The sequence below is a fragment of the Devosia sp. 1566 genome (assembly GCF_004005995.1).
Taxonomy (GTDB): Bacteria; Pseudomonadota; Alphaproteobacteria; order Rhizobiales; family Devosiaceae; genus Devosia.
On record NZ_CP034767.1, the window covers coordinates 1732660 to 1753298 of the forward strand.

At 62.6% G+C, this 20639-nt stretch carries 18 protein-coding genes; 7 read left to right on the top strand and 11 right to left on the bottom strand.

What is annotated here, in order from left to right; genetic code table 11:
• Nucleotides 1–2 precede the first annotated feature (2 nt).
• Complete coding sequence (locus ELX51_RS08470) at nt 3–839, top strand: MBL fold metallo-hydrolase (RefSeq protein WP_127753106.1); 837 nt, start codon at nt 3–5, stop codon at nt 837–839.
• On the opposite strand, the gene ELX51_RS08475 is transcribed toward ELX51_RS08470, so the two are convergent.
• From ELX51_RS08475 to ELX51_RS08495, 5 genes are read right to left on the bottom strand one after another with little or no spacing between them, the layout of a single operon-like run.
• Complete coding sequence (locus ELX51_RS08475; protein WP_127753107.1) at nt 829–1911, bottom strand: DUF2218 domain-containing protein; 1083 nt, start codon at nt 1909–1911, stop codon at nt 829–831. The two genes, ELX51_RS08470 and ELX51_RS08475, sit on opposite strands and share 11 nt — an antisense overlap.
• Nucleotides 1908–2756, bottom strand: coding sequence for an ABC transporter ATP-binding protein (locus ELX51_RS08480; RefSeq protein WP_127753108.1), 849 nt, complete (start codon nt 2754–2756; stop codon nt 1908–1910). Before ELX51_RS08480 ends, ELX51_RS08475 begins: the two co-directional genes overlap by 4 nt.
• The gene (locus tag ELX51_RS08485; protein ID WP_127755222.1) at nt 2753–3739 is read right to left on the bottom strand and encodes an iron chelate uptake ABC transporter family permease subunit; all 987 of its coding nucleotides are present in this window, start codon (nt 3737–3739) and stop codon (nt 2753–2755) included. The genes ELX51_RS08480 and ELX51_RS08485 overlap by 4 nt, the downstream gene beginning before the upstream one ends.
• Before the next feature lie 50 nt (nt 3740–3789).
• Nucleotides 3790–4833 (bottom strand): iron ABC transporter permease, encoded by a 1044-nt coding sequence (locus tag ELX51_RS08490; RefSeq protein WP_127753109.1) that lies wholly within the window; start codon nt 4831–4833, stop codon nt 3790–3792.
• Nucleotides 4830–5825 carry an iron-siderophore ABC transporter substrate-binding protein gene (locus ELX51_RS08495; RefSeq protein WP_206524737.1) on the bottom strand — a complete coding sequence of 332 codons (996 nt, stop codon included), beginning with the start codon at nt 5823–5825 and terminating at the stop codon, nt 4830–4832. Before ELX51_RS08495 ends, ELX51_RS08490 begins: the two co-directional genes overlap by 4 nt.
• 289 nt (nt 5826–6114) lie before the next feature.
• Between ELX51_RS08495 and ELX51_RS08500 the strand changes: the two genes are divergently transcribed.
• From ELX51_RS08500 to ELX51_RS08520, 5 genes are all read left to right on the top strand, one after another.
• Nucleotides 6115–8208 carry a TonB-dependent siderophore receptor gene (locus ELX51_RS08500; protein WP_248305331.1) on the top strand — a complete coding sequence of 698 codons (2094 nt, stop codon included), beginning with the start codon at nt 6115–6117 and terminating at the stop codon, nt 8206–8208.
• A 675-nt stretch (nt 8209–8883) separates the two neighbouring features.
• Nucleotides 8884–9858, top strand: a complete 975-nt coding sequence (locus ELX51_RS08505; RefSeq protein ID WP_127753112.1) for a sialic acid TRAP transporter substrate-binding protein SiaP — start codon at nt 8884–8886, stop codon at nt 9856–9858.
• Nucleotides 9859–9933: 75 nt separating this feature from the next.
• Complete coding sequence (locus tag ELX51_RS08510; protein ID WP_127753113.1) at nt 9934–10506, top strand: TRAP transporter small permease; 573 nt, start codon at nt 9934–9936, stop codon at nt 10504–10506.
• 3 nt (nt 10507–10509) lie between these two features.
• Entirely contained in the window at nt 10510–11916 is a 1407-nt protein-coding gene (locus tag ELX51_RS08515; protein WP_127753114.1) for a TRAP transporter large permease, read from the top strand.
• Nucleotides 11913–12962, top strand: a complete 1050-nt coding sequence (locus ELX51_RS08520; RefSeq protein ID WP_127753115.1) for an L-idonate 5-dehydrogenase — start codon at nt 11913–11915, stop codon at nt 12960–12962. The genes ELX51_RS08515 and ELX51_RS08520 overlap by 4 nt, the downstream gene beginning before the upstream one ends.
• On the opposite strand, the gene ELX51_RS08525 is transcribed toward ELX51_RS08520, so the two are convergent.
• The 5 genes from ELX51_RS08525 to ELX51_RS08545 all read right to left on the bottom strand — a co-directional run bounded on the left by ELX51_RS08525 (nt 12959) and on the right by ELX51_RS08545 (nt 18433).
• A complete protein-coding gene (locus ELX51_RS08525) occupies nt 12959–13636 on the bottom strand; it encodes an HAD-IA family hydrolase (protein WP_127753116.1) in 678 nt (225 codons plus the stop codon). The two genes, ELX51_RS08520 and ELX51_RS08525, sit on opposite strands and share 4 nt — an antisense overlap.
• A gap of 76 nt (nt 13637–13712) precedes the next feature.
• A complete protein-coding gene (locus ELX51_RS08530) occupies nt 13713–14513 on the bottom strand; it encodes an ABC transporter ATP-binding protein (protein ID WP_127753117.1) in 801 nt (266 codons plus the stop codon).
• Nucleotides 14510–15367, bottom strand: coding sequence for an ABC transporter permease (locus tag ELX51_RS08535; RefSeq protein ID WP_127753118.1), 858 nt, complete (start codon nt 15365–15367; stop codon nt 14510–14512). Before ELX51_RS08535 ends, ELX51_RS08530 begins: the two co-directional genes overlap by 4 nt.
• Before the next feature lie 54 nt (nt 15368–15421).
• Nucleotides 15422–16387: an ABC transporter substrate-binding protein gene (locus ELX51_RS08540; RefSeq protein WP_127753119.1), complete on the bottom strand. Its 966-nt coding sequence runs from the start codon at nt 16385–16387 to the stop codon at nt 15422–15424.
• 60 nt (nt 16388–16447) lie between these two features.
• Complete coding sequence (locus ELX51_RS08545; RefSeq protein WP_127753120.1) at nt 16448–18433, bottom strand: N,N-dimethylformamidase beta subunit family domain-containing protein; 1986 nt, start codon at nt 18431–18433, stop codon at nt 16448–16450.
• Between the two features lie 267 nt (nt 18434–18700).
• On the opposite strand from ELX51_RS08545, the gene ELX51_RS08550 reads away from it, so the two are divergent.
• The gene (locus ELX51_RS08550) at nt 18701–19657 is read left to right on the top strand and encodes a nucleoside hydrolase (RefSeq protein ID WP_127753121.1); all 957 of its coding nucleotides are present in this window, start codon (nt 18701–18703) and stop codon (nt 19655–19657) included.
• Here the strand turns inward: ELX51_RS08550 and ELX51_RS08555 are convergent.
• Entirely contained in the window at nt 19654–20559 is a 906-nt protein-coding gene (locus ELX51_RS08555; protein ID WP_248305289.1) for a MurR/RpiR family transcriptional regulator, read from the bottom strand. The two genes, ELX51_RS08550 and ELX51_RS08555, sit on opposite strands and share 4 nt — an antisense overlap.
• Nucleotides 20560–20639 lie beyond the last annotated feature (80 nt).

The following is a 20639-nucleotide window of genomic DNA, read 5'->3' on the forward strand; positions in this document are numbered from 1 at the left end:
CGATGGCAGCCGCGACCAAGCTCGTTGCGACGATCCTGGGCTGCGGCTCCTCGGGCGGCGTGCCGCGCGTGGGCAATAATTGGGGCGATTGCGACCCCAGCGAGCCGCGCAACCGGCGTCGTCGCTGCTCGCTGCTGATCGAAGGCTGGAGCGAGGGCAGCACGGAGCCGACGCGCATTCTCATCGACACCGGCGCCGATCTGCGCGAACAACTGCTCGATGCGCAAGTTGGGCGGCTCGACGCCGTGTTCTATACCCACGAGCATGCCGACCACACACACGGCATCGATGATCTGCGCGTGCTGGCGCTGCAGAACCGCCGGCGGGTAGATGTGTTCTTCACGCCTGAATGCGGGCAGCGGTTGCGCGAAGCCTTCGGCTATTGCTTTGCCACGCCCAAGGGTGGGGATTATCCGCCAATCCTCAACGCCAATGAGATCGAGCCCGGGGAAGGGCTGACCATTGACGGTCCGGGTGGGAGCATCGACATTACCGGCTTCGAGCAGGACCACGGCAATATCCGCTCGCTGGGCTTCCGCGTCGCTGACTTCGCTTATTCCTGCGATCTTTCGGGCATTCCAGGCCAGTCCTTTGCGGCGGTGTCAGGGCTGACGTCCTGGGTGATCGACGCGCTGCGTCCGGCGCCGCATCCCAGCCATCTGAGCCTGCCCGAAACGCTCGAACTGATCGAGCGCTTCGCGCCAAGCCAGGCGGTACTGACCAATCTGCATATCGACCTGGACTACCGCGCCACCGAAGCGGGCACACCCGACAATGTCACGCCAGCTTTCGATGGCATGCAGATCGACATGCTGAGCGGCGAAGTGCTCAATCGCTGACTGAGCCTGCGGGCGCCTCGCGTTCCCAATACCACGCGACATACATGGCCTTGCGATCATGGCCGCGGCTCTTGAGGAATGAGCGCACGGCGCGGACATCCTGCTTCTCGCAGGCCACCCACACATAGGTCTGGCTATCAACCGCGCCGAGGGCTTGCTTGATTTCGCCAGCGAAGGTGCCCTGGCTTGCATCGGGATAGGTCTTGCGGTGCAGCCAGCGGATATCGAGCGCGGCGGCGGAACGGAGTTCTTGCTCTTCGCTCTCGTCCCAAACCTCAATCAGGGCTTGCAGGCGCGTTCCCGCCGGCGCTTCCTCCGCGATGCGTGCAATGGCTGGCAGAGCCGCTTCGTCCCCGGCAAGGAAGATCGAAGCGCCCTCCGGCAACTTGCCGCTGGATGGGCCCAAGAGAGCCACTTGCATTCCGGGTACTGCATCGCGCGCAAAGTCCGCGCCCGGCGTTTCGACGCCTGGTACGGGGTGCTGCAGGAAATCGATCCAGAGTTCGCCGCGCTCGGTGTCGACCGCCCTGATCGTATAGGCGCGAACAAGCAGCGCATCATCACCCTCAGGCCAGTTCACCCGGCCATCGCGGCGATAGCTGGGCCAAACCGGCGGGCGGTTCTGCGGCGGCACCAGGAGTTGCACATGCATTTCTCCGCCAACGAATGGGGTAACATCGGCGCAGCTGAATTTCACGCGCCGCATGCGGGGGGTGATGTCCTCGGCGCCCGCCACCGTGACATGGTGCAGGTTCGGTAGGGTCAGGGGCTGGGCTGGCTCGGACCATTCCAGCGCGAATGGCTCCTTGCCGGCGAAATGGAACAGATGCTCCGCCAGATCTGTGCGGCTCATTTCCAGCGCCAGGGGCGTGGGCGCGGTCAGTTCGATCAACAGTTTGCCGGCATCGGCCCGGATGCTGGCCAGGCCGGCTTCATTGCGCAACAGCGCGAAATTATCCAGCCGCTGCACTTCGGCGTGCTCGACGAAATGCTCGCAGATTTCCTCCAGCATCCAGATCGGATCGCTCGGAAGCGCCACGCCGGAAAGCTTGTATTCCTGCAAAGCGATCATGGGGAGGTCTCCTTGAAGCGGTGGTGGGGGTTGGAATGGGTTGGGGGCGCCAGCGTGCCGTGCCGACTGATGGGCAGCATGATGGGGCGCCCCGAAACTGGGTCGGTGATGACCTGGCTCGCGATGCCGAACACCTGCTGGATGGTGGCTGGTGTCACCACCTGATCGGGATGGCCGATCACCTGCACTTGCCCGCCGGCCATCGCCACAAGGCAGTCAGCATAGCGAGCGGCCAGGTTGATGTCATGCAGCACCATGACAATGGTGGTGCCGCGCGAGCGGTTGAGGTCGGTCAGGAGGTCAAGCACTTCGATCTGGTGACTGATGTCGAGAAAGGTGGTTGGCTCATCGAGGAGCAAAATGTCGGTTTGCTGCGCCAGCGCCATGGCAATCCAGACGCGCTGGCGCTGTCCGCCCGACAGCTCTTCGATCGGGCGCTCCGCCAGTTCAGTGGTCCGGGTGGCAAGGAGGGCGTTCTCGACCGCTTCGTCGTCCTGCCGGGTCCAGCGCGCGAACAGCCCCTGGTGTGGATGCCGGCCCCGGCTCACCAGATCGGCCACGGCTATGCCTTCAGGCGCAATGGGCGACTGCGGCAGCAAGCCCAGTGTCCGGGCCAGCTGGCGCGGTGGGGTCTGGTGGATCGCCTTGCCGTCCAGCACCACTTGCCCGCTATAGGGGATGAGGAGGCGCGACATGGCGCGCAGCAGGGTGGACTTGCCACAGGCATTGGCGCCCACGATCACCGTGATCCGCCCCATCGGCACCTGCAGATCGAGGCCATGGAGGATCTCCGTCTCGCCATAGCGAGCGCGAAGCTTGTCGACCGTGAGGGAATGGCGCGTCACAACGTGCCTCCGGTGCGGTTGGTCCGCACGATGAGGTAAATCAGGTAAGGCGCGCCCAAGGCGCCGGTGACCACACCCACAGGATAGCGGGCGGGCAGCAGGAACTGCCCGACGTAATCGGCCCCCAGGACCAGCAATGCCCCCACCAGCGCCGCCGGAAGGAGCAGCGATTGGCGCGGGCCCACGATCCGGGCCGCAATAGGTCCGGACAGGAAGGCCACGAAGGCGATTGGGCCTGTAACCGCCGTGGCCGTAGCGATCAGGCCTACGGCCGAAACGATCACCAACACCCGCGTTTGCGAAACGCGTACGCCAAGGGCCGAGGCCGTGTCGTCGCCCAATCGAAGTAGATCAAGCTCGCGGGTGAGGAGGAGCAGAACGCCACCAAACAAGGCGAGGGCTCCTAGCACCGGAACGGCCTGAACCAGCTGGACGCCGTTGAGGCTGCCGGACAGCCAACGCAGGGCCTCCTGCAAATTCCAGTCCGGGGCCTGGGTGAGGAGATAGGCAACCATGCTTTCCAGCATGGCGGAAACGCCGATGCCCACGAGGATCAGCCGGGTGCCCGCGACCCCGTTGCGAAAGGACAGCCCGTAAACGAGGAGCGCGACCGAAAGGCCCGCGCCAACGGCAAAAAGGGATACGACGGTTCCCTTGAGCGAGAGCACGACAATGGCGAACACGGCGGCAGCACTCGCGCCCGAACTGATGCCGATGATGTCGGGGCTGGCCAGGGGATTGCGCAGCATGATCTGAAAGGCCGCGCCCGCCATGCCAAAGCTCAGGCCGGACAAGATTGCCAGTACACCCCGGGGCAGGCGCAACTGTCCGACGGCAAAGCTGGCGCCGGCCACATCCTCGCCGAGCAGCACCCGCAGCACATCGGCCGGTGGCGTGAAGGATTGGCCCAATGTGAGGGTCAGCGCGAAAAGAGCCCCGAGGAGCGCAAGCAACCCGGCCGTGACAGTCGCCTGGCGGGCCATGCGGTTGCGCCGGCCGGCGGCGAAGCTGAACGGAGCGGCGGCGAGCACGGTTACAGCTCCCGGATACGTTGGCGGCGAACCACCCAGATGAAAAAGGGTGCGCCGACCAGGGCCGTGATGATGCCGACATCGAGCTCGGCCGGACGGGCGACAATGCGTCCGACAATATCGGCCAGCACCAGCAGGCCTGCGCCACCGATGGCCGAAAGCGGCAGCAGCCAGCGATAATCGGAGCCAAACAGCAGGCGGCACAAATGCGGCACCACAAGGCCGACAAAGCCGATCGGGCCGCAGGCCGCCGTGGTCGCGCCGCAGAGCAGGATGGCCCCGAACGCCCCCACCGCCCGGATCAAGGCAACGTGCTCTCCCAGGCCTGCAGCCAGGTCATCGCCCAGAGCCAGCGCGTTGAGCTTTTTGGCACAAAGCAGGCTGACAATGAGCCCGACAGCGAGGAAGGGGAGCACAACGAGGATGCGCTCGAAGTCAGCGCCGCCGACCCCGCCGATCTGCCAGGAGCGGATGCCGCCGGCGATGTCGTTGCGCGGCAGCACCACGGCCGTCACCAGCGAGGAAAAGGCAATCGAGGTTGCGGCACCAGCCAGCACCAGCTTGAGCGGGGTCGCACCACCGCGGCCCAGCGAGCCGATGGTGTAGACCAAGAGGGCGGTGCCTCCCGCGCCACCGATTGCTGCCCAAACAAAGGCTTGGGTCGAGCTGATGTTAAACCAGGCAATGCCAAGAACCACCGCCAGCGCAGCCCCGGTATTGACCCCCAGAATACCTGGATCGGCCAGGGGATTGCGGGTGATGCCTTGCATTACGGTGCCAGCGAGGCCAAGGGCGGCGCCGCTCAGCAAGCCGAGCACGGTCCGGGGGATGCGCAGCGAAACCGAGGCCTGTCCGATCGTGTCTTCATGCCCGAGCAGGGCTGCGGTGATGTCCGCCCAGGAAACTTCGCGCGAGCCCACGGTGATCGAAAGTACGCAAAGCAGCGCCACGAGTGCAACACCGGCGGCCAGCCACAGGCTGCGTTGGCCACCCGATGGGCCAAACAGCTTGGGGGGAGCGGTCCTTGACGCGCCGGACACTGTCATTGCAGCTTTTCCGCCGCATCCGACAGCAGCGCCAGGTAGTCGTCGAGAATAAAGGAGATCGAAAGCGGGGTCGGATTGGCCGCGGTTCCCGCGGGATCGGAGCCCAGAACGACCAGTGCACCCCGCGCAGCCGCCGGCATCTTGGAGATCAAGGAATTGGCTTTAACGGCATCCACCAGCTGCTGATCGCCATAGGTGACGAGGATATCGACGTCGTTGAACATGTCGATCTGCTCGGCACTCACCGAGCCCGAGTACTTCCCGGGAAGGGAGGCACTGGTGACGCTTTGGGGGGATTGCAGCCCCAAATCCGCGAAGAATTTCACCCGCGTGTCGTTGGCCGTGTAGAAATTGATGGTGCTGAGGTCAAAGGCATTGAGATGGGTCACGAACATGGCCCGCTTGCCGAGCAGGTCCGGGTGAGCGGCGGCTGCCTCGGCGATCTCGGCCTCGATGCCGGTGACCAGCGCTTCGCCTTCGGCGCCCAGGCCGAGCGCCTGGCTGTTAAGGCGGATCATCTCGCGCCACTCGGTCGACCATGGCGCATCGGGATAGGCGACCACGGGAGCGATTTGGCTCAGCATGTCATAGTCCGGCTGGCTGAGCCCGGAATAGGCGGCCAGGATCACGTCGGGATCGGTTGCGGCCACAGCCTCGAAATCGATCCCGTCGCCCTCATCGAATAGCACCGGCGTTTGCGCCCCGAGTTCCTCGAGCTTGTTGGCCACCCAGGGCAGCACGCCATCAGCATTGTCATCGCCGAAATCGGCGCGGGCAAAGCCCACGGGCACAATGCCAAGCGCCAGCGGCACCTCGTGATTGGCCCAAGCGACCGTCGCAATGCGCACTGGCTTGGCGGGAATCACCGTGGTGCCCAGGGCATGCTCGATGGTGAGGGGAAAGCTGGCGCTTTCCTGCGCCATGACGCCGCCGGCAGCGCCAACAGCGCTCCAGGCCATAATGAGGATCGCAGCAAAACGAGGCAGCCGCAGCATCGGCATAGTCCTTCAGGTATAAAGCGGACTGTCCATGTCAGGTTTGACGGTGCGGCGTCAACCGGCGAAATCGCACCACCAGCAAGATTTTGAAATTGCCGGTGAATTGCCATGCATCTGTCGGCTTTGCTAAAACCGGAGCACAGCAGTCAGCTTACCAGCGAGCCACCGAAACCGGCCGGATCGCTGTTGAACCAGTATCATCCGGATTGAATTGGGTACGACTATGGGCATTGAGGGATACGGCGAAACGAGCAAGCGCAAGCGGGGGCATTTGGGGATCCCCATGCTGCTGGGCTGCACGGCCCTGGCGGGCATGGTGCCCAGCCTCGTTTTTGCGCAGGATACCGCCGGCGCCGGCTCAACGCTGGTGCTGCCTGCCATTACCATCGAGGGGCAGGCCCAGAATAGCGACGATGACCGCGCCTCGATCGTTGCGCGTACCACCACCAGCGGCTCCAAACTTGCGACCCCGATCCTCGACACCCCCGCCACGGTTTCGGTGATCACGGCCAAGGAAATCGAGCGCCGCGACGCCGAAACGGCCGAAGAGATCCTGCAATATACACCCGGCGTGGTCACCGACTTCTATGGTTCGGATGGTCGCTTCGATTACTTCAAGATCCGCGGGCTCGATGCTTATGCCTATCGGGATGGCCTTGGCATCGGCCGGCCGTTCCTGGGCGTGCGCGAGGAGCCTTATGCCTTTGAGCGGGTGGAAGTGGTCAAGGGCGCCAACTCCACCGCATTCGGCCTCGGCGACCCCGGCGGTTCGGTGAACTATGTCAGCAAGACCCCCAGAAGCGAGAAGTTCGGCGAGGTCTTTGTGACTGGAGGTTCGTTCGGCCGGGGCGAGATCGGCGCTGATTTCGGCGACAATATCACCCCCGATGAGACGCTCTCCTATCGTCTCACCGGCAAGGTGCGCCTGGCGGGGGACGAATATGACTATTCCAATGACGACGAGGCCTTTGCCATGGGCGGCGTCACCTGGCGCCCAAGCGACGCCACCAAGTTGACCGTCGTCTACGACCACCTCCGCAAGCGGAATTCGCCCAATAGCGGCGGCCATCCGGTGGGCACCGACTTTGACCGCGACGTGTTTTTTGGCGAACCCGACTTCAACTACGCCACGCTTGACCGTGACACCGTGAGCCTGATGTTCGACCACGATTTCGGGTCGGGCCTCACTTTCAGCTCCAACGCGCGCTATTCCAATTCCGCCAGTGACTATGGCTACGCCTATATCTCGGGCCCAACCACGGGCACCGTGGCGGCCCGCGACTTCGTGGCCAGCGAAGGCAGCCGCGAACACTTCATCATCGATGGGCGCCTGCAATACGAGGCTAGCCTCGGCGATGTCGATTCCCGCACACTGGTGGGCGTCGAGCACAATGACGACAACTCCACGAGCAAGGGCTTTTACGGCGCTGCTCCTGGCATTGATTGGACGGACCCGGTTTATACCGGTGCGCCCAAAGTGCTGCCGATCTATGCCGATGCGGCCTACAACACCAAGGGCAACGCGATCTATCTGCAGCAGGAATTGACCTTCTCCGATAGCCTGATCGCCACAGTCGGCGTCCGCAATGATTGGCTCGATCTGGAGCAAACCGACAATCTCAGCGGCACCACCTTTGGCGGTGACTTCAGCGAGTTCACCAAGCGCGCCGGCCTGGTCTACAAGTTCACCCCGGAAGTATCGGGCTTTGTCAGCTATGCCGAGTCAGCGGTTCCGGCAGCGCCCTATGGCACGCCCGTCACCACCCTTGCGCCCGAGCGCGGCCAGCAATGGGAAGTGGGCGTCAAATACCAGCCCGAGGCTTATCCGGCGCTGTTCACCGCTTCGCTCTTCAGCCTGTCCAAGGACAACATCACCGTCACCATACCGGGAACCCCGCCGACGCAGGAAACCCTGGGCGAAGTGAGCGTCAATGGCATCGACCTCGAGGCCAAGGCCGAGCTGATGGAAAATCTGACGGTCACCGCCGCCTATAGCTACATGATGTCGGAGATCGTGGAGGATGGCGCCACGGGCAATGCCGGCAACGAGCTTTCCCGCGTGCCCAATCACCTCGCTTCGCTTTGGGTGGACTACACCATCCCCAGCATCGGCAGCCTGGGTGAGATCACTCTTGGCGCCGGCGCGCGCTATACCGGCGCCTATTACATCGACGACGCCAACACGACCAAGGCCGATGCGGCCATAATCTTCGATGCTGCCCTGAACTATGAGATCCAGGAAAACACCACCCTGCAGCTCAATGTCAGCAACATCTTCGACGAAAAGCATGCCGCCCAGAAATATGTCGGCGGCTTTGGTGCCACCTTCTACAATCCCGGCCGCACCATCAGCGCGACCCTAAAGCAAACCTGGTAAGCTGTAACTCACGCCCACCCGCTGTTTAGCGGGTGGGCACGGCCCGTTTCTTGATGCGGTGGCCTTCGCGGGAGCCCTACCAAACAAGAAACCGCTCTGAGCGGCTCGAAATTGTTCGGCTGGCAGGAGATAGAAAGTTAAGCAATCTCGGCTGCGGCCAAAATTGCTATAGTGTTGTCCACACACAACTTTTGCCCGCAGCAGAATACCTCCTTGACACTGCAGGGCGAACGCGACAGCCTTCCGGTAAAGGTCAGACCGCTTCCTGGGAGGCAGGCGGTCATGGCTAGGAGGATATAGCGGCGATGCCAAGTCAGGCCGTCGAACCACGCCGGGTTTATCGGCAGATCGCAGACCAGCCACGCCAACGGATAGACGCCAGGGACTTCTTGGCGAGCGACCGGTTGCGGTATCGCTATGGTTGGCTTGACATGTGGCGCGCCACCGTCTGCGGGGCGCTGCTTACGCCTGCAGCTGAAGTGCGGCGTTCGTGCAACCCAATCCCGACCATGATTCCAGGCCCGCAAGACCGATGCAAAGGTGTCCGCTGCTATTGGAAACCCGATGCTCTGAGAGCTTTGCGGAAATTACCTCAGCGAAGGGGCAGGGGCTAGTCACGCGCCGGGAGGAGACTTGGCGCAAGAAGTCAGAGCAAAAACAAAAAGGAGGTTCACTGTGTTGAAAAAATACGCCGTTCTACTGGGCACCATTGCTGCAGTCGCGCTGCCAATTGCGTCAGCTTCGGCCCAAACTGCGCTGAAATGGGCCCATGTCTACGAAACCTCCGAACCTTTTCACACGGAATCGGTGTGGGCGGCGGAAGAGATCGAGAAACGCACCGATGGCCGCTACACCATCGATGTGTTTCCGGCCTCGCAGCTGGGCAAGGAAACCGACATCAATCAGGGGCTTACCCTTGGAACGGTTGATATCATCATTTCCGGCTCAAGCTTTGCCGCCCGGGAGTTTTCGCCGATCGGGGTGACCTATTTCCCCTTCATCTTCCGCGATGCCAACCATCTGCTCGCCTATACGCAAAGCGATAAGTACAAGGAACTGACGGCCGGTTACGAAGAGGCGTCAGGTCACCACATCGCGGCCACCACCTATTACGGCACGCGGCACACCACATCCAATCGGCCGATCGAGAAATGCGCGGACATGCAGGGGCTCAAGATCCGGGTCCCCGATGTGCCAGCTTACCTGGCCATGCCCCGTGCTTGCGGCGCCAACACGGCACCCATTGCCTTTGCCGAAGTCTATCTGGCCCTGCAGCAGGGAACGGTGGAAGCGCAGGAAAATCCCCTGACCACCATCGACGCCAAGAAGTTCTACGAAGTGCAAAAGCACATCATCCTGACCGGGCACATCGTTGATCATCTCAATACGATCGTGTCGCAGTCGCGCTGGGCGCAGCTCTCCGACGAAGACAAGGCGATCTTCACCGAGGTCATGCAGGAAGCCGCAGAGCGGGCCACCAACATCGTCGTCGAGCGCGAAGCCGAGCTTGTGCAAACCTTTACCGAGCGTGGCCTGACGGTCACCGAGGTGGATCGCGCCGATTTCGAAGCCAATGTCATGCAGAAAGTGACTTTCGAGGAGTTCGGCTATCGCCAGGCCGATTGGGAGGCGATCCGCGCCATCCAGTAGTTCGCGAACAAGGCAGGCCCGGCAGCACAAACCGCGGCCTGCTTTTCCGCCCCCTTGCTTTCGGAGCTGCGGCGAATGAGCCAAGAAACCCACACCCAGATTTCCGCCGAAGAACTCTCCAGCGCTTTCCAAGAAGACACTGCGCCGATCGATCTCAAACAATATGCCTGGGAAGATTGGATCACCCTCGCCGTGTTCTGGGGCATGTCCCTTTGCGTTTTCCTGCAGTTCTTCACGCGCTATGTGATGAACAACAGTTTCGCCTGGACCGAAGAGATCGCGATCAACTGCCTGGTTGTGGTGGTGTTTCTGGGCGCAGTGATGTGCACCCGAATGACCCGGCACATCCATGTGGATGTGATTTATCACTATCTGCCTGCGGGGGTTGGGCGTTGGCTGGCGCTTGCGGTCAACCTGATCACCATCGCCTTCTTTGCCTACATGACCTGGCTGTTCTGGCGCTATGTCGGCATCGTCCATGACGAGCGCATGGTCACGATCGACCTGCCGCGCAATGTGGTGTTCTACGCCGTTCTGGCGGGTTTTGCCTTAATGACGGTGCGCGCCGTCCAGGTGTTCGTCGGCAATATCCGGCGAGGCTATTCGGTGCTGGAGCGGCCAACCGCCTTTGACGGGCTGGGGGAATAAACCATGCTGCTCCTGATCGGCGCCTTTCTCGCCCTGATGCTTATCGGCGTGCCCGTCGCAGTATCGATGGCGGGCTCCTCTCTGCTTTACCTGCTGGTTTATGGGGTGGCGCCCGACATCATCGCCGCCCAGCGCATGATCGCGGGCGTCGAGAGTTTCCCGCTGCTCGCCGTCCCGTTCTTCATTTTCGCCGGCAATCTCATGAACATAGCCGGCGTCACCGGGCGCATTTACACCTTTGCCCTGGCCCTGGTGGGCTGGATGAAGGGTGGCCTCGCGCAGGTGAACATCATCGGCTCGGTGATCTTCTCGGGAATGTCCGGAGCGGCGCTCGCTGATGCTGCGGGCATCGGCACCATCGAGATCAAGGCCATGCGCGAGCACGGCTATCCGGTCGAGGCAGCGGTGGGGGTGACTGCGGCCTCGGCGACGCTGGGCCCGATCTTTCCGCCGTCACTCCCCTTCGTGATCTACGGCATGATGGCCAATGTTTCGATCGGGGCGCTGTTCATGGCCGGTATTCTGCCCGGCGTGGTCATGACCCTGCTAATGATGGTCACGGTCGCCATCTTTGCGTATCGCCGGGGCTGGGGCTCGGACACGCCGTTCCAGTGGCGCAAGCTGGGTGCGGCCTCGGTTGAGATATTGGTGGTCGCCGCCTTTCCCTTGTTCGTCTACCTGCTGACCTGGGCGGGACTATCCCTCAACCTGGCGGTAGGACTGGCCTTGCTGGTCCTCATTGTCTGCGACTGGTATTTCGATTTTTCGGCCGTGATGGCGCTGATGACCCCGGTTATCCTGATCGGGGGCATGACCATGGGCTGGTTCACCCCGACCGAGGCCGCCATGGCGGCGGTGGTCTGGTCACTGTTTCTGGGGCTGGTGCGCTACCGGACGATGACGCTGGCAAGCCTGGCCAAGGCGAGCTTTGACACTATCGAGACCACGGCATCGGTGCTGTTTATCGTAACGGCAGCGTCGATCTTTGCCTGGCTTTTGACCGTCAGCCAGGCAGCACAGGTGTTTTCGAGCTTCATCACCTCGTTGACCGACAACAAATGGGTGTTCCTGATCCTGGTCAACATCCTGATGCTGGTGATCGGGTGCTTTCTCGACACGATCGCGGCGATCACCATCCTTGTGCCAATCCTGCTGCCGATCACCCTGCTGTATGGCATCGACCCGGTGCATTTCGGCCTGATCATGACGCTGAACCTGATGATCGGGCTGCTGCATCCGCCGCTCGGCATGGTGCTGTTCGTGCTCTCGCGCATCGCCAAACTTTCGGTGGAGCGCACGACCATGGCGATCCTGCCCTGGCTGGTTCCCCTCTTGGTGGCCTTGATCCTGATCACCTTCATCCCCGCGATCAGCCTTTGGCTGCCGACGCAAATGGGACTGATCCGATGACCAATGAGCCCATTGCGGCGACACTGTTCGGTCCCGAAGATCTTCGCGTCATCGAGCACCCGCTCGGGGCACTGGCGCCCGGCATGGTCCGGGTGCGCTTTGGTGCCGGCGGGATCTGCGGCTCAGACCTGCATTATTTCCGCCACGCGCGCACTGGCGATTTCGTGGTCAATGCGCCGCTGATCCTTGGCCACGAAGTGGCGGGTGAGGTCGTCGAGATCAATGGGGCGGCGCCTGGGCTCAGCGTCGGCGACCGCGTAGCGGTTAATCCTTCCCGCTGGTGTGGCCATTGCGCCCGCTGCGAGGAGGGGCGGGCCAATCTATGCGAAAACATCTACTTCATGGGCTCGGCGTCAAAGACTCCCCACATGCAGGGCGGCTTTGCCAGCATCTTTGACGCAATGCCGGCGCAATGCGTGCGGGTTGGGGGAGACGTTTCCTTCCAGGCAGCAGCACTGGCCGAGCCGCTCGCAGTCAGTTTGCACGCCGTGGCGCGAGCCGGGGAGATCGGGGGCAAGAACGCGATCATCTTCGGCGCCGGCCCTATCGGCCTGCTGGTGATGCTCGCGGCGCGCCTCAAGGGCTGCGGTCAGATGACGGTGGCTGACATCGCCCAGGCGCCGCTGGCTTTTGCCGACCGGCTTGGAGCGGACCGCGCCATCGATCTGTCCCCTGGAGAGGCAGAGTTGACCGGCCTGGCGGCCGAAAGTCCGTTCGACATTGCGTTTGAGGTTTCCGGCACTGCAGCCGGGCTTGCTGCCGCCATTGCCAGTGTTCGCCGCGGTGGCACGGTGGTGCAGATCGGAAATCTGCCGGGCGGCAAGATCCCGGTGCCGGCCAATGCGGTGATGAGCAAGGAAATCGACCTCAAGGGCACTTTCCGCTTCGGCACCGAGTTCAACGAGGCCGTGGAGCTGATTTCCGCCGGGGAGATCGACGTGCTCAAGCTGGTGACGGCGGAACGATCCCTAGCCGCGGCAAATGATGCGTTTCAGCTTGCCGCCGACCGGTCGCGCAGCGTCAAGGTCATGCTCACGGCGGACTAGGCGGAGAGAACCTTTGCAGCCACCAGGGCGAGCAGCTTCTCGTCGGCGAAATCCCTGGCAGCCATACTCGCTCCTGCGGCAACGAGTTGCTCAAGTTCAAGCCCGGTGGCAATGCCAATCGTGGTGATGCCGGCGGCGGTGGCCGACATGATGCCGGTGCGCGAATCCTCGAAGGCCACGCAGTTGGCCGGATCGGCGCCGAGGATGCGCAGGCCTTCGAGATAGGGCAGGGGGTGCGGCTTGCCATGAGCGAGCTCGTCGCCAATGACGACGTCCTTGAAGCGCTTGCGCACCCCGATGCTGTCGAGCAGCAATTCGGCGTTGGGACGGGGGGCGTTGGTCACCGCGATGGCGGGCAGGCCTTGCGCATCGGCCCAGTCGAGCAAGGCAAACAGGCCGTGCACGGACTCGACGCCCGCGGCAGCCAGGTCACGGAACAGCGCTTCCTTGCGCATCATGATGTCCCATTGGACTGCGGGCGTCTCGCCGGGGAAAAACCGCGCGCCGATGGCTTCGTTGGCCATGCCCTGCAATTCACGCCCGAAACGCTCTCTATCGAACTGATGCCCATAAGGAGCAAAGGCCTGGTTGAAGGCCTTGAGGTGCAGCGGATCGCTTTCAACCAAGGTGCCGTCGAGGTCGAAAAGCAGTCCGGAGCGAGGTTTAAGGGTCATTTTGATCTTGCGGTTCCAGCGCGGGGGTTAATCGTCGGCGGCGCGAGCTGTCGGCCGTGAGCCTGCTGTGGGATGCCTAGCGATGCTCCATGGACATGACTTTAAGCGTTTCCTCGCGGATGTCGGCGAGGACGTCCCGCTTGAGGGCTGAGAATTCGGGGCTGGTGACGATGTCGTAGCGGCGGGGGCGCTCCAGATCGACCTTGAGTTCCCGCTTGAGCCGGCCGGGCCGCGACGCCAGAACAACCACCCGGTCAGCCAGGAAGATGGCTTCCTCCACGTCATGGGTGACGAACAGCACGGTGACCTTGTGGTCTTCCCATACTTTGAGCAGCAACTCCTGCATCATGCCGCGGGTCTGGGCATCGAGGGCTCCGAACGGCTCGTCCATCAGGAGCAGGGAGGGCTTGTAAACGAGGGCGCGCGCAATGGCGACACGCTGGCGCATGCCGCCCGAGAGCTGGCGCGGATAGGCCTGCTCGAAGCCGGCGAGCCCCACTTCGGCGATGAACTGGCGCACCAGTTCAGCTTTTTCGGCCTTGCCCATGCGGCTCTTTTCGAGCGCAAAGAGGATGTTGCCCTCAACGGTCATCCACTCGAAGAGGCTATAGCCCTGGAACACGAAGCCACGGTCCCGGCCGGGGCCGGTCACCGATTTGCCGTCGATAAGGACATCGCCAAAGGTCGGCTCGGTCAGGCCGCCAACCATGTTGAGGAGCGTAGACTTGCCACAGCCCGAGGTGCCGACGATGGAAACGAATTCGTTGGGCGCGACGGTCAGATCGATGCGGTCGATGGCCAGGAACTCGTCACCGCCCTCGCCAAAAATCTTGCCGACCGCATCAACGACGATCTTGGGAGTGGATACGGCGCTCATCGATTACCCGTCCAGCGGAATAGGGAGCGGCCCGTGCGTTTGAAGGCGTAGTCCGTCAGCAAGCCGAGCAGGCCGATAAACAGCGTGCCGAAGATGATGGTGTCGGTGGCAAGATAGCGCTGGGCGTCCATGATGCGGCGGCCAAGGCCGGTTTGGGCGGCAACCAATTCTGCAACCACGAGATAGGTCCAGGTCCAGCCAATGGTGATGCGGCACGTGTCCCAGATGGCGGGCAGGGCGGCGGGCAGGATGATGCGCCACAGGATCTCGGTATTGGAAAAGCCCAAGGTCTGGCCGGCACGAATGAGGTTGATGTCGATGGTCTTGACATTGTCCATCACCATCAGGGCCATCTGGAAAAAGGTCCCGAGGAAAAGGATCAGGATCTTCTGCTCGTCCCCGATGCCGGCCCATAGGATGGTCAGCGGGATCAGCGCCACGACGGGCATGTAGCGAATGGTCGAGATCAGCGGCTCAAGGGCGCCTTCGAACAGGCGAAAATTGCCCATGAGGATGCCAATCGGAATGGCCAGCAGCGCCGCACTCAGCCAGCCCACAAGGATGCGGTAGACGCTGACACTGGCGTCCTGAAGGAGAATGCCCGTGCTGATCTGCCGCCAGGCTTCCTCGAGGATGGCGTAGGGGCTGGGAAGAAAGAGGGGTTTGACGAGGCCCAGCGCCGTGACCGCCCACCACACCAACACCAGCGCAACCGGAACCACAAAGCCCGCGCCGTTGAAAACGCTGTCTGGAATGGATTGGCGCAGCCGCAACAGGCCGGCGCGGCTGCGGCTCTTGCGGCGATCGGTCCGGCCGGCAGCGGCGGCTTGGGCGATGCTCGAACTCTTGGGCATGCTGGTTCTTGTGATCCGGAGTGAAAGCCGGCGCTTGGGGGCGCCGGCCAGGGATTAGCGGCTGGCGGCCGCGTTGACCGCCGCAAGGTCGAGGAAGTCTTCCCCGGTCGGCACGGTCTTGACGTCGTTCGGATTGGCCTGCTGCATGATACCGCCGATCTCTTCGACGGTGGCCTGGAACTCGCCGCCAAGGGCTGCGGCATTTTCAGCGAGGTCATAGAGGTGCACGCCGGCAAAGGCGGTGTTGAATTCCTCGATGGGGCTGCCGACGGCGTCGGCAATGATCTTGCCGCCTTCTTCCGGGTTGTCGCGCATGAAGGTCACCGCCTGGTCCCAGGCCTTGATGATGCCGACCAGGGCGTCTTGGTTTCCGGCAATGAAGCTTGCTTCGGCGGCCAGGACGTCACTGATCAGGCCCGGCTTTTCGCCAGCCGTATAGAGCACCTTGAAGTCCGGACCCTGCGCCAGGGCAGCGGAGATATAGGGCTCATAGGTGACGGCAATGTCCACGCGGCCAGCGATCAGCGCCAGGCCCGCATCAGCGGCCGCCAACGGGACAGCCTCCACATCGGCAATGGTAAGGCCGTTAGAGTTAAGCGCGTAGTTGATCAGCAGATCGCTGGTGGAGCCGATCTCATAGGCGACCTTCTTGCCCTTGAGTTCGGCGATCGAGGCAATGTTGTTGCCCGCCAACACGGCATCCGCCGTCGTCGAGCCGTCCATGATCATGAAACCCTTGAGATCCACGCCGTTGTTGATGTTGAGGATCACGGTATTGGTGGCAGCCGAGATGACCTGGATATTGCCGCTGGCTAGTGCTGCCGCCATGTCCTGGTCCCAAGTGAAGTTGATAAGGTCAACTTCGACGCCGTTCTCTTCAAAAAAGCCCTTTTGGTCGGCAATCCAGAGCGGGCCATAGCCAAGCCAGGGCTGCACGCCGATCTTGATGGCCTCAGCCTGAGCGGGAAGGGCGAGCGCGGTCAGCGCCAGGCTCGCGAAGGCAATCGATGCAATTTTCATGGGCAATTTCCTTTGGTGACACGCCGGTGAGCAATTCGCCGCATACATGAACGGATTAGATCAGCTTGCAAAGTGCAAGAGCAGGTTCGTGGTGATCCTGCCCACATCGTTTTGATCATCGGGGCCGGGCAGGGCGCCAAGGAAACATACGGAACTGGCGGAAAAGACGGCCCCGCCAGATGGATGGGGCAGATAGGTCATCTCGGCGAGCCGACGAGCTTCTCGCTCCGGCGAGCCACCTTCATACCACCGGCCGGGATCGTCGACATAGTCCTCGGAAAAGCCCGAAGCGGTGGCGAGAACCACGATCCCGTCCGGGGTGCCGAGGAGCCAGTTGGTGTTGTCGACCTCGTAGCCAGCGGCTCCGCCGAGAACCATGCCGGTATCGCCGAAGTTCTCTCCGATCACGCCATCGAACAGCCAGGCGAACGCCTCGTCATGGCTGGCCGGCGCGCGCGTAAAGGGCAGGGCCTTGCTGAACCCCATCAGGGCGATGCCAACGCCGGTCAGGCTGAACTCGCCCCGGCCCCGGTCGCGCAAATAACCGCCCGGCTCGTTGGTGAGGGCGAGCGGCATCTCGGCGAGCGGGCCGTCCCAGGTGCGGCCCGGCTGGGTGGGGCCACGGCGCAGCTCCATCAAATTGTCCTTGAAGGCGACTGCGGCGGCAAAGCCATTGCCCCCCATATAGGCCAGGCGCCCGCCACCGGCCACATAGGTGCGATAGGCTTCTTCCATGGCGACCGAGAGATATTCGGGGTGGCTGCCGGTGACAACGCCCTTGTAGCGCGCCAGCAGGCCAGCGCCGTCCCGATGCAGATCGTGATCGGTGGTAAGGTCGAAGGCGATGCCGTTGCGGGCGGCAAAGCGCAGGAAGTGCAGATCGACGGGCAGCAGGTGTGGCGCGCCGCAAAGCGGGTAGACGTAATCGTCGCGCAGGGTGGCCTTTGGCCGCCGGGTGGATGCAAGGGAAACACCACTCGCGTCCGAGTGATAGTCGTAGAGTGAACGTAGATTGTTGGCGCGGGCGAACGCATGACCACGATCGGTGCCGATCCATTCGTAGAGATGCGGCGGCAGGAATTCATCGGCATAGGCGAGATAGGTGGCGGTGGGTGCCACAAAGAGCAGCCGAGATTGGGCCTGTTGAGCAGAAACAAAGAACGGCAGCCGCTCGATCTCGCCGCCTGCAGTCACCAGTTCAACCGCGTAGACGCCCGATCGTGCATCGGCGGGAATGTCGATGGCGAAGTTTGCGGACCACTCAAGGCCAGCCATGTCCGTGTCGTGAAAATGGATGGCGTCGTAATGGCTGGGTGTCAGCCGCGGATCAAGGCTCGAGCCGTCCCAACGGGCGGAGCGGACGCAAAAGGTTGGGTTGTTATGCAGCGTCAACTGCAGGTCGCCCGCGGGAAGTGGCTCTGCGGTGAATAGCGTCGGAAACGTCCAGTTGGCCCGGTCACTCTCGGTGGTGACGGCGATGTTGGCGAGGCGGCAGTTGAGGGTCGGGAGTGCTTCGCCTGAATCCGAGCAGAAGATCAGCCTTTGAGGTGTCTGAGCTGCAAGCTCGCAGGACAGCGTGAAAGGGCTGAAGCGATGGAGCGCGGTGATCGCGAGGGTCCCAGCGGCGAACTCGACCTTCAGCCATTGGTTGGTGGGCAGGGTGCCGATCTGGGTTTCAACGCCTGGAGCCTGGTAGATCAGCCGGTCATTGTCCTCGATGAGAAGCGCGAAGCTGCCGGTGTCGAGCAGCACGCGCCGACCGGAATTACGGGTGAGCAGGAGCTCGAACGACAGCGCGGTGACTGCGGCCGGGGCCTCGATGCTCAGCCAGGAGCCTTGCGAGAAGCTGCAATGCTTGACCTCCTGCAAACGCTTGACCGGCCAGTCCAGCTCCGGCAGATCGTCGCGATCAAGAGCACGGATACGGACCGCTTCGACCGGGCTGCGGCTCGAACAGGAAACCAGGCGCTGCCGAGCGGCATCGCCGGTCCAGGGTTCGACATAGCCAGTCACGGCCATGGCCGCGTGATCAATAGTGCGCCGCATAGGTTGAAGTCTCGCAGAGGAGCTTGGCTTCTAGAGCACCCAAGACGCGACGCAAAGTCCTGTCTTGCCATCCGTCTGACCCAGGAAGCTTGGTGAAGCCGGAAACAAGCTTGGGCCCAGCAGGCTCGCGGCAGGGCGGAGCCGATGAGACAGCCATCCAACAGGGCGGGGGCGGTGTATGAATAATTTCAGCACAAAGAGGACTTGCTAAGAATATTTTCAGCGCTAGGCTTGGTGCCTCCCTCCAGCCTCCTCAAGGACCCGCAAGTGACCTCGACCTGCCGCATGATCCTCGACGTTGATACCGGCATCGACGATGCCATGGCCGTGGTGTTTGCGCTCAATCATCCCGGCATTCAGCTGGAAGCGCTGACCACAACCTACGGCAATATCGATGTGGCTTCCGCCACGCGCAACACGCTGCAGCTGCTGGAAGCGGCGGGACGGACCGATATTCCGGTGGCGGCGGGGTGTTCGCGGGCGCTGACGCGGCCGTTTCACAAGCGCGGCAGCCGCATCCATGGCTCCAATGGGTTGGGCGAAGTGGAACTGCCGCTGCCCACAAGCCAAGCGCGGCCGATCTGGGGGCCAGACCTGATCATTGAGCTGGTACGGGCCAATCCGGGCGAGTTGACGCTGGTGCCGGTGGGGCCGATGACCAATGTGGCGCAGGCCTTGATGAAGGCGCCTGACATTGCCGAAAAGCTCAAAGGTCTGGTGCTGATGGGCGGCACGATCTGGCATCCGGGCGTGCCCGGCATCGCCTCGCCGGTGGCCGACGCCAATTTTTTCAATGATCCGGAAGCAGCGCGGATCGTGTTGCAATCGGGCGCGCCGATCACATTGGTGGGCATGGATGTGACCATGAAAACCAAGCTGACGGCACCGATGATGGACGAAATCGCCGCGCGCGGCGGCAAGGCGGCCGGGATCACCATGCAGGCGGCGCGGTTCTATCTCGCAGCTTATCAGGCGCAGTATCCGGACATAACTTATTGCGCGCTGCATGACCCGCTGGCAGTGGCGGTGGCGCAGGACCCATCGGTGGTGACCATCGAGCCGATGCAGATCGATGTGGAATGCGTCGGGGAGCTGACACGCGGCCAAGTTATTCCCGATCGCCGCCGCACCGGCACGACGGTGCCCAGTGCCGGAGTGGCCGTGGCGGTGGACAGCGAGCGCTTCGAGGCGCTGTTCTTGGAAACGATGGTCGCCGGGGCCTAGCGGCTGCGTTCGGGGGCGATGAGCCAGGGATAGGCGAAGTCGGCGAATTTTTCGGCGGCTTGCGTGGCGCCGGGGGAACGGGAGGCGACCCCGGCTGCGACGGCTTCGAGCAGGGCCAGGATCGCGGTATCGGAAGTGGAGCTGAAGGAGCGGGTGGCGCGCACATAAAGCGTCAGCGTGCCAAGGCTCGCCAGGGGCGAAGTCTGCTGATCGGTGATGGCGAGAATGGGGATGCCGCGGCGCTGCACGGTGCGGGTGATTTCCACGGTGTCGCGCATATAGCGCGGGAAGGCGATCGAGACCACGAGGTCCTTTTTGGTGAAACGCGAAAGATTGCGGGCCGCCGAAAGCGTGCCCCCGCCATTATCGATCATGCGCACCGGCCGGTCGGCGAGTTCCAGGCGATGGGCAAAGACATTGCCGAGGGCGGCGGCATTGTCGAAGGCGAGGATGAAAATGTTCTCGGCCCCGAGGATCATCTCCACGGCCTGCTCGGCGCTGGCAGTATCGAGATTGCGCATCGTCTGGGTGAGGTTGTCGATGTCCTGCTCGATGGAGGCAGCGATCACATCGCGCAGACTCGACTTTTCCGAGAGCTTGGTGCGCAGGCGCTCCACTGGGGCAAACACCGATTCAAAACCCTGCACCACTTCGGCGCGAAACTGCGCATAGCCCTCAAAGCCCAAGGAACGGGCAAACCGGTTGGCGGTAGCGACGGAAACGCCCGAGGCGGTGACCGTGTCGTTGATGCTCATCTGCGCCACCTGCATAGGCTCGGACAGCACGAAATCGGCGAAGGAACGCAAGGCTGGCGACAAACCTGGATAAGCCCTGGCGATGCGCTGGGCGACTTCGGAATCGGCAGGCAAATAGCCAAATGATGAAGTTTTAGGCAGGTTCAATTTTTGCCTCCGAATGCTATTGTAATCAAAATTACATATGCTAGCGTAGCTGTAACAACGGATTACAGCCAGCGCTTTTG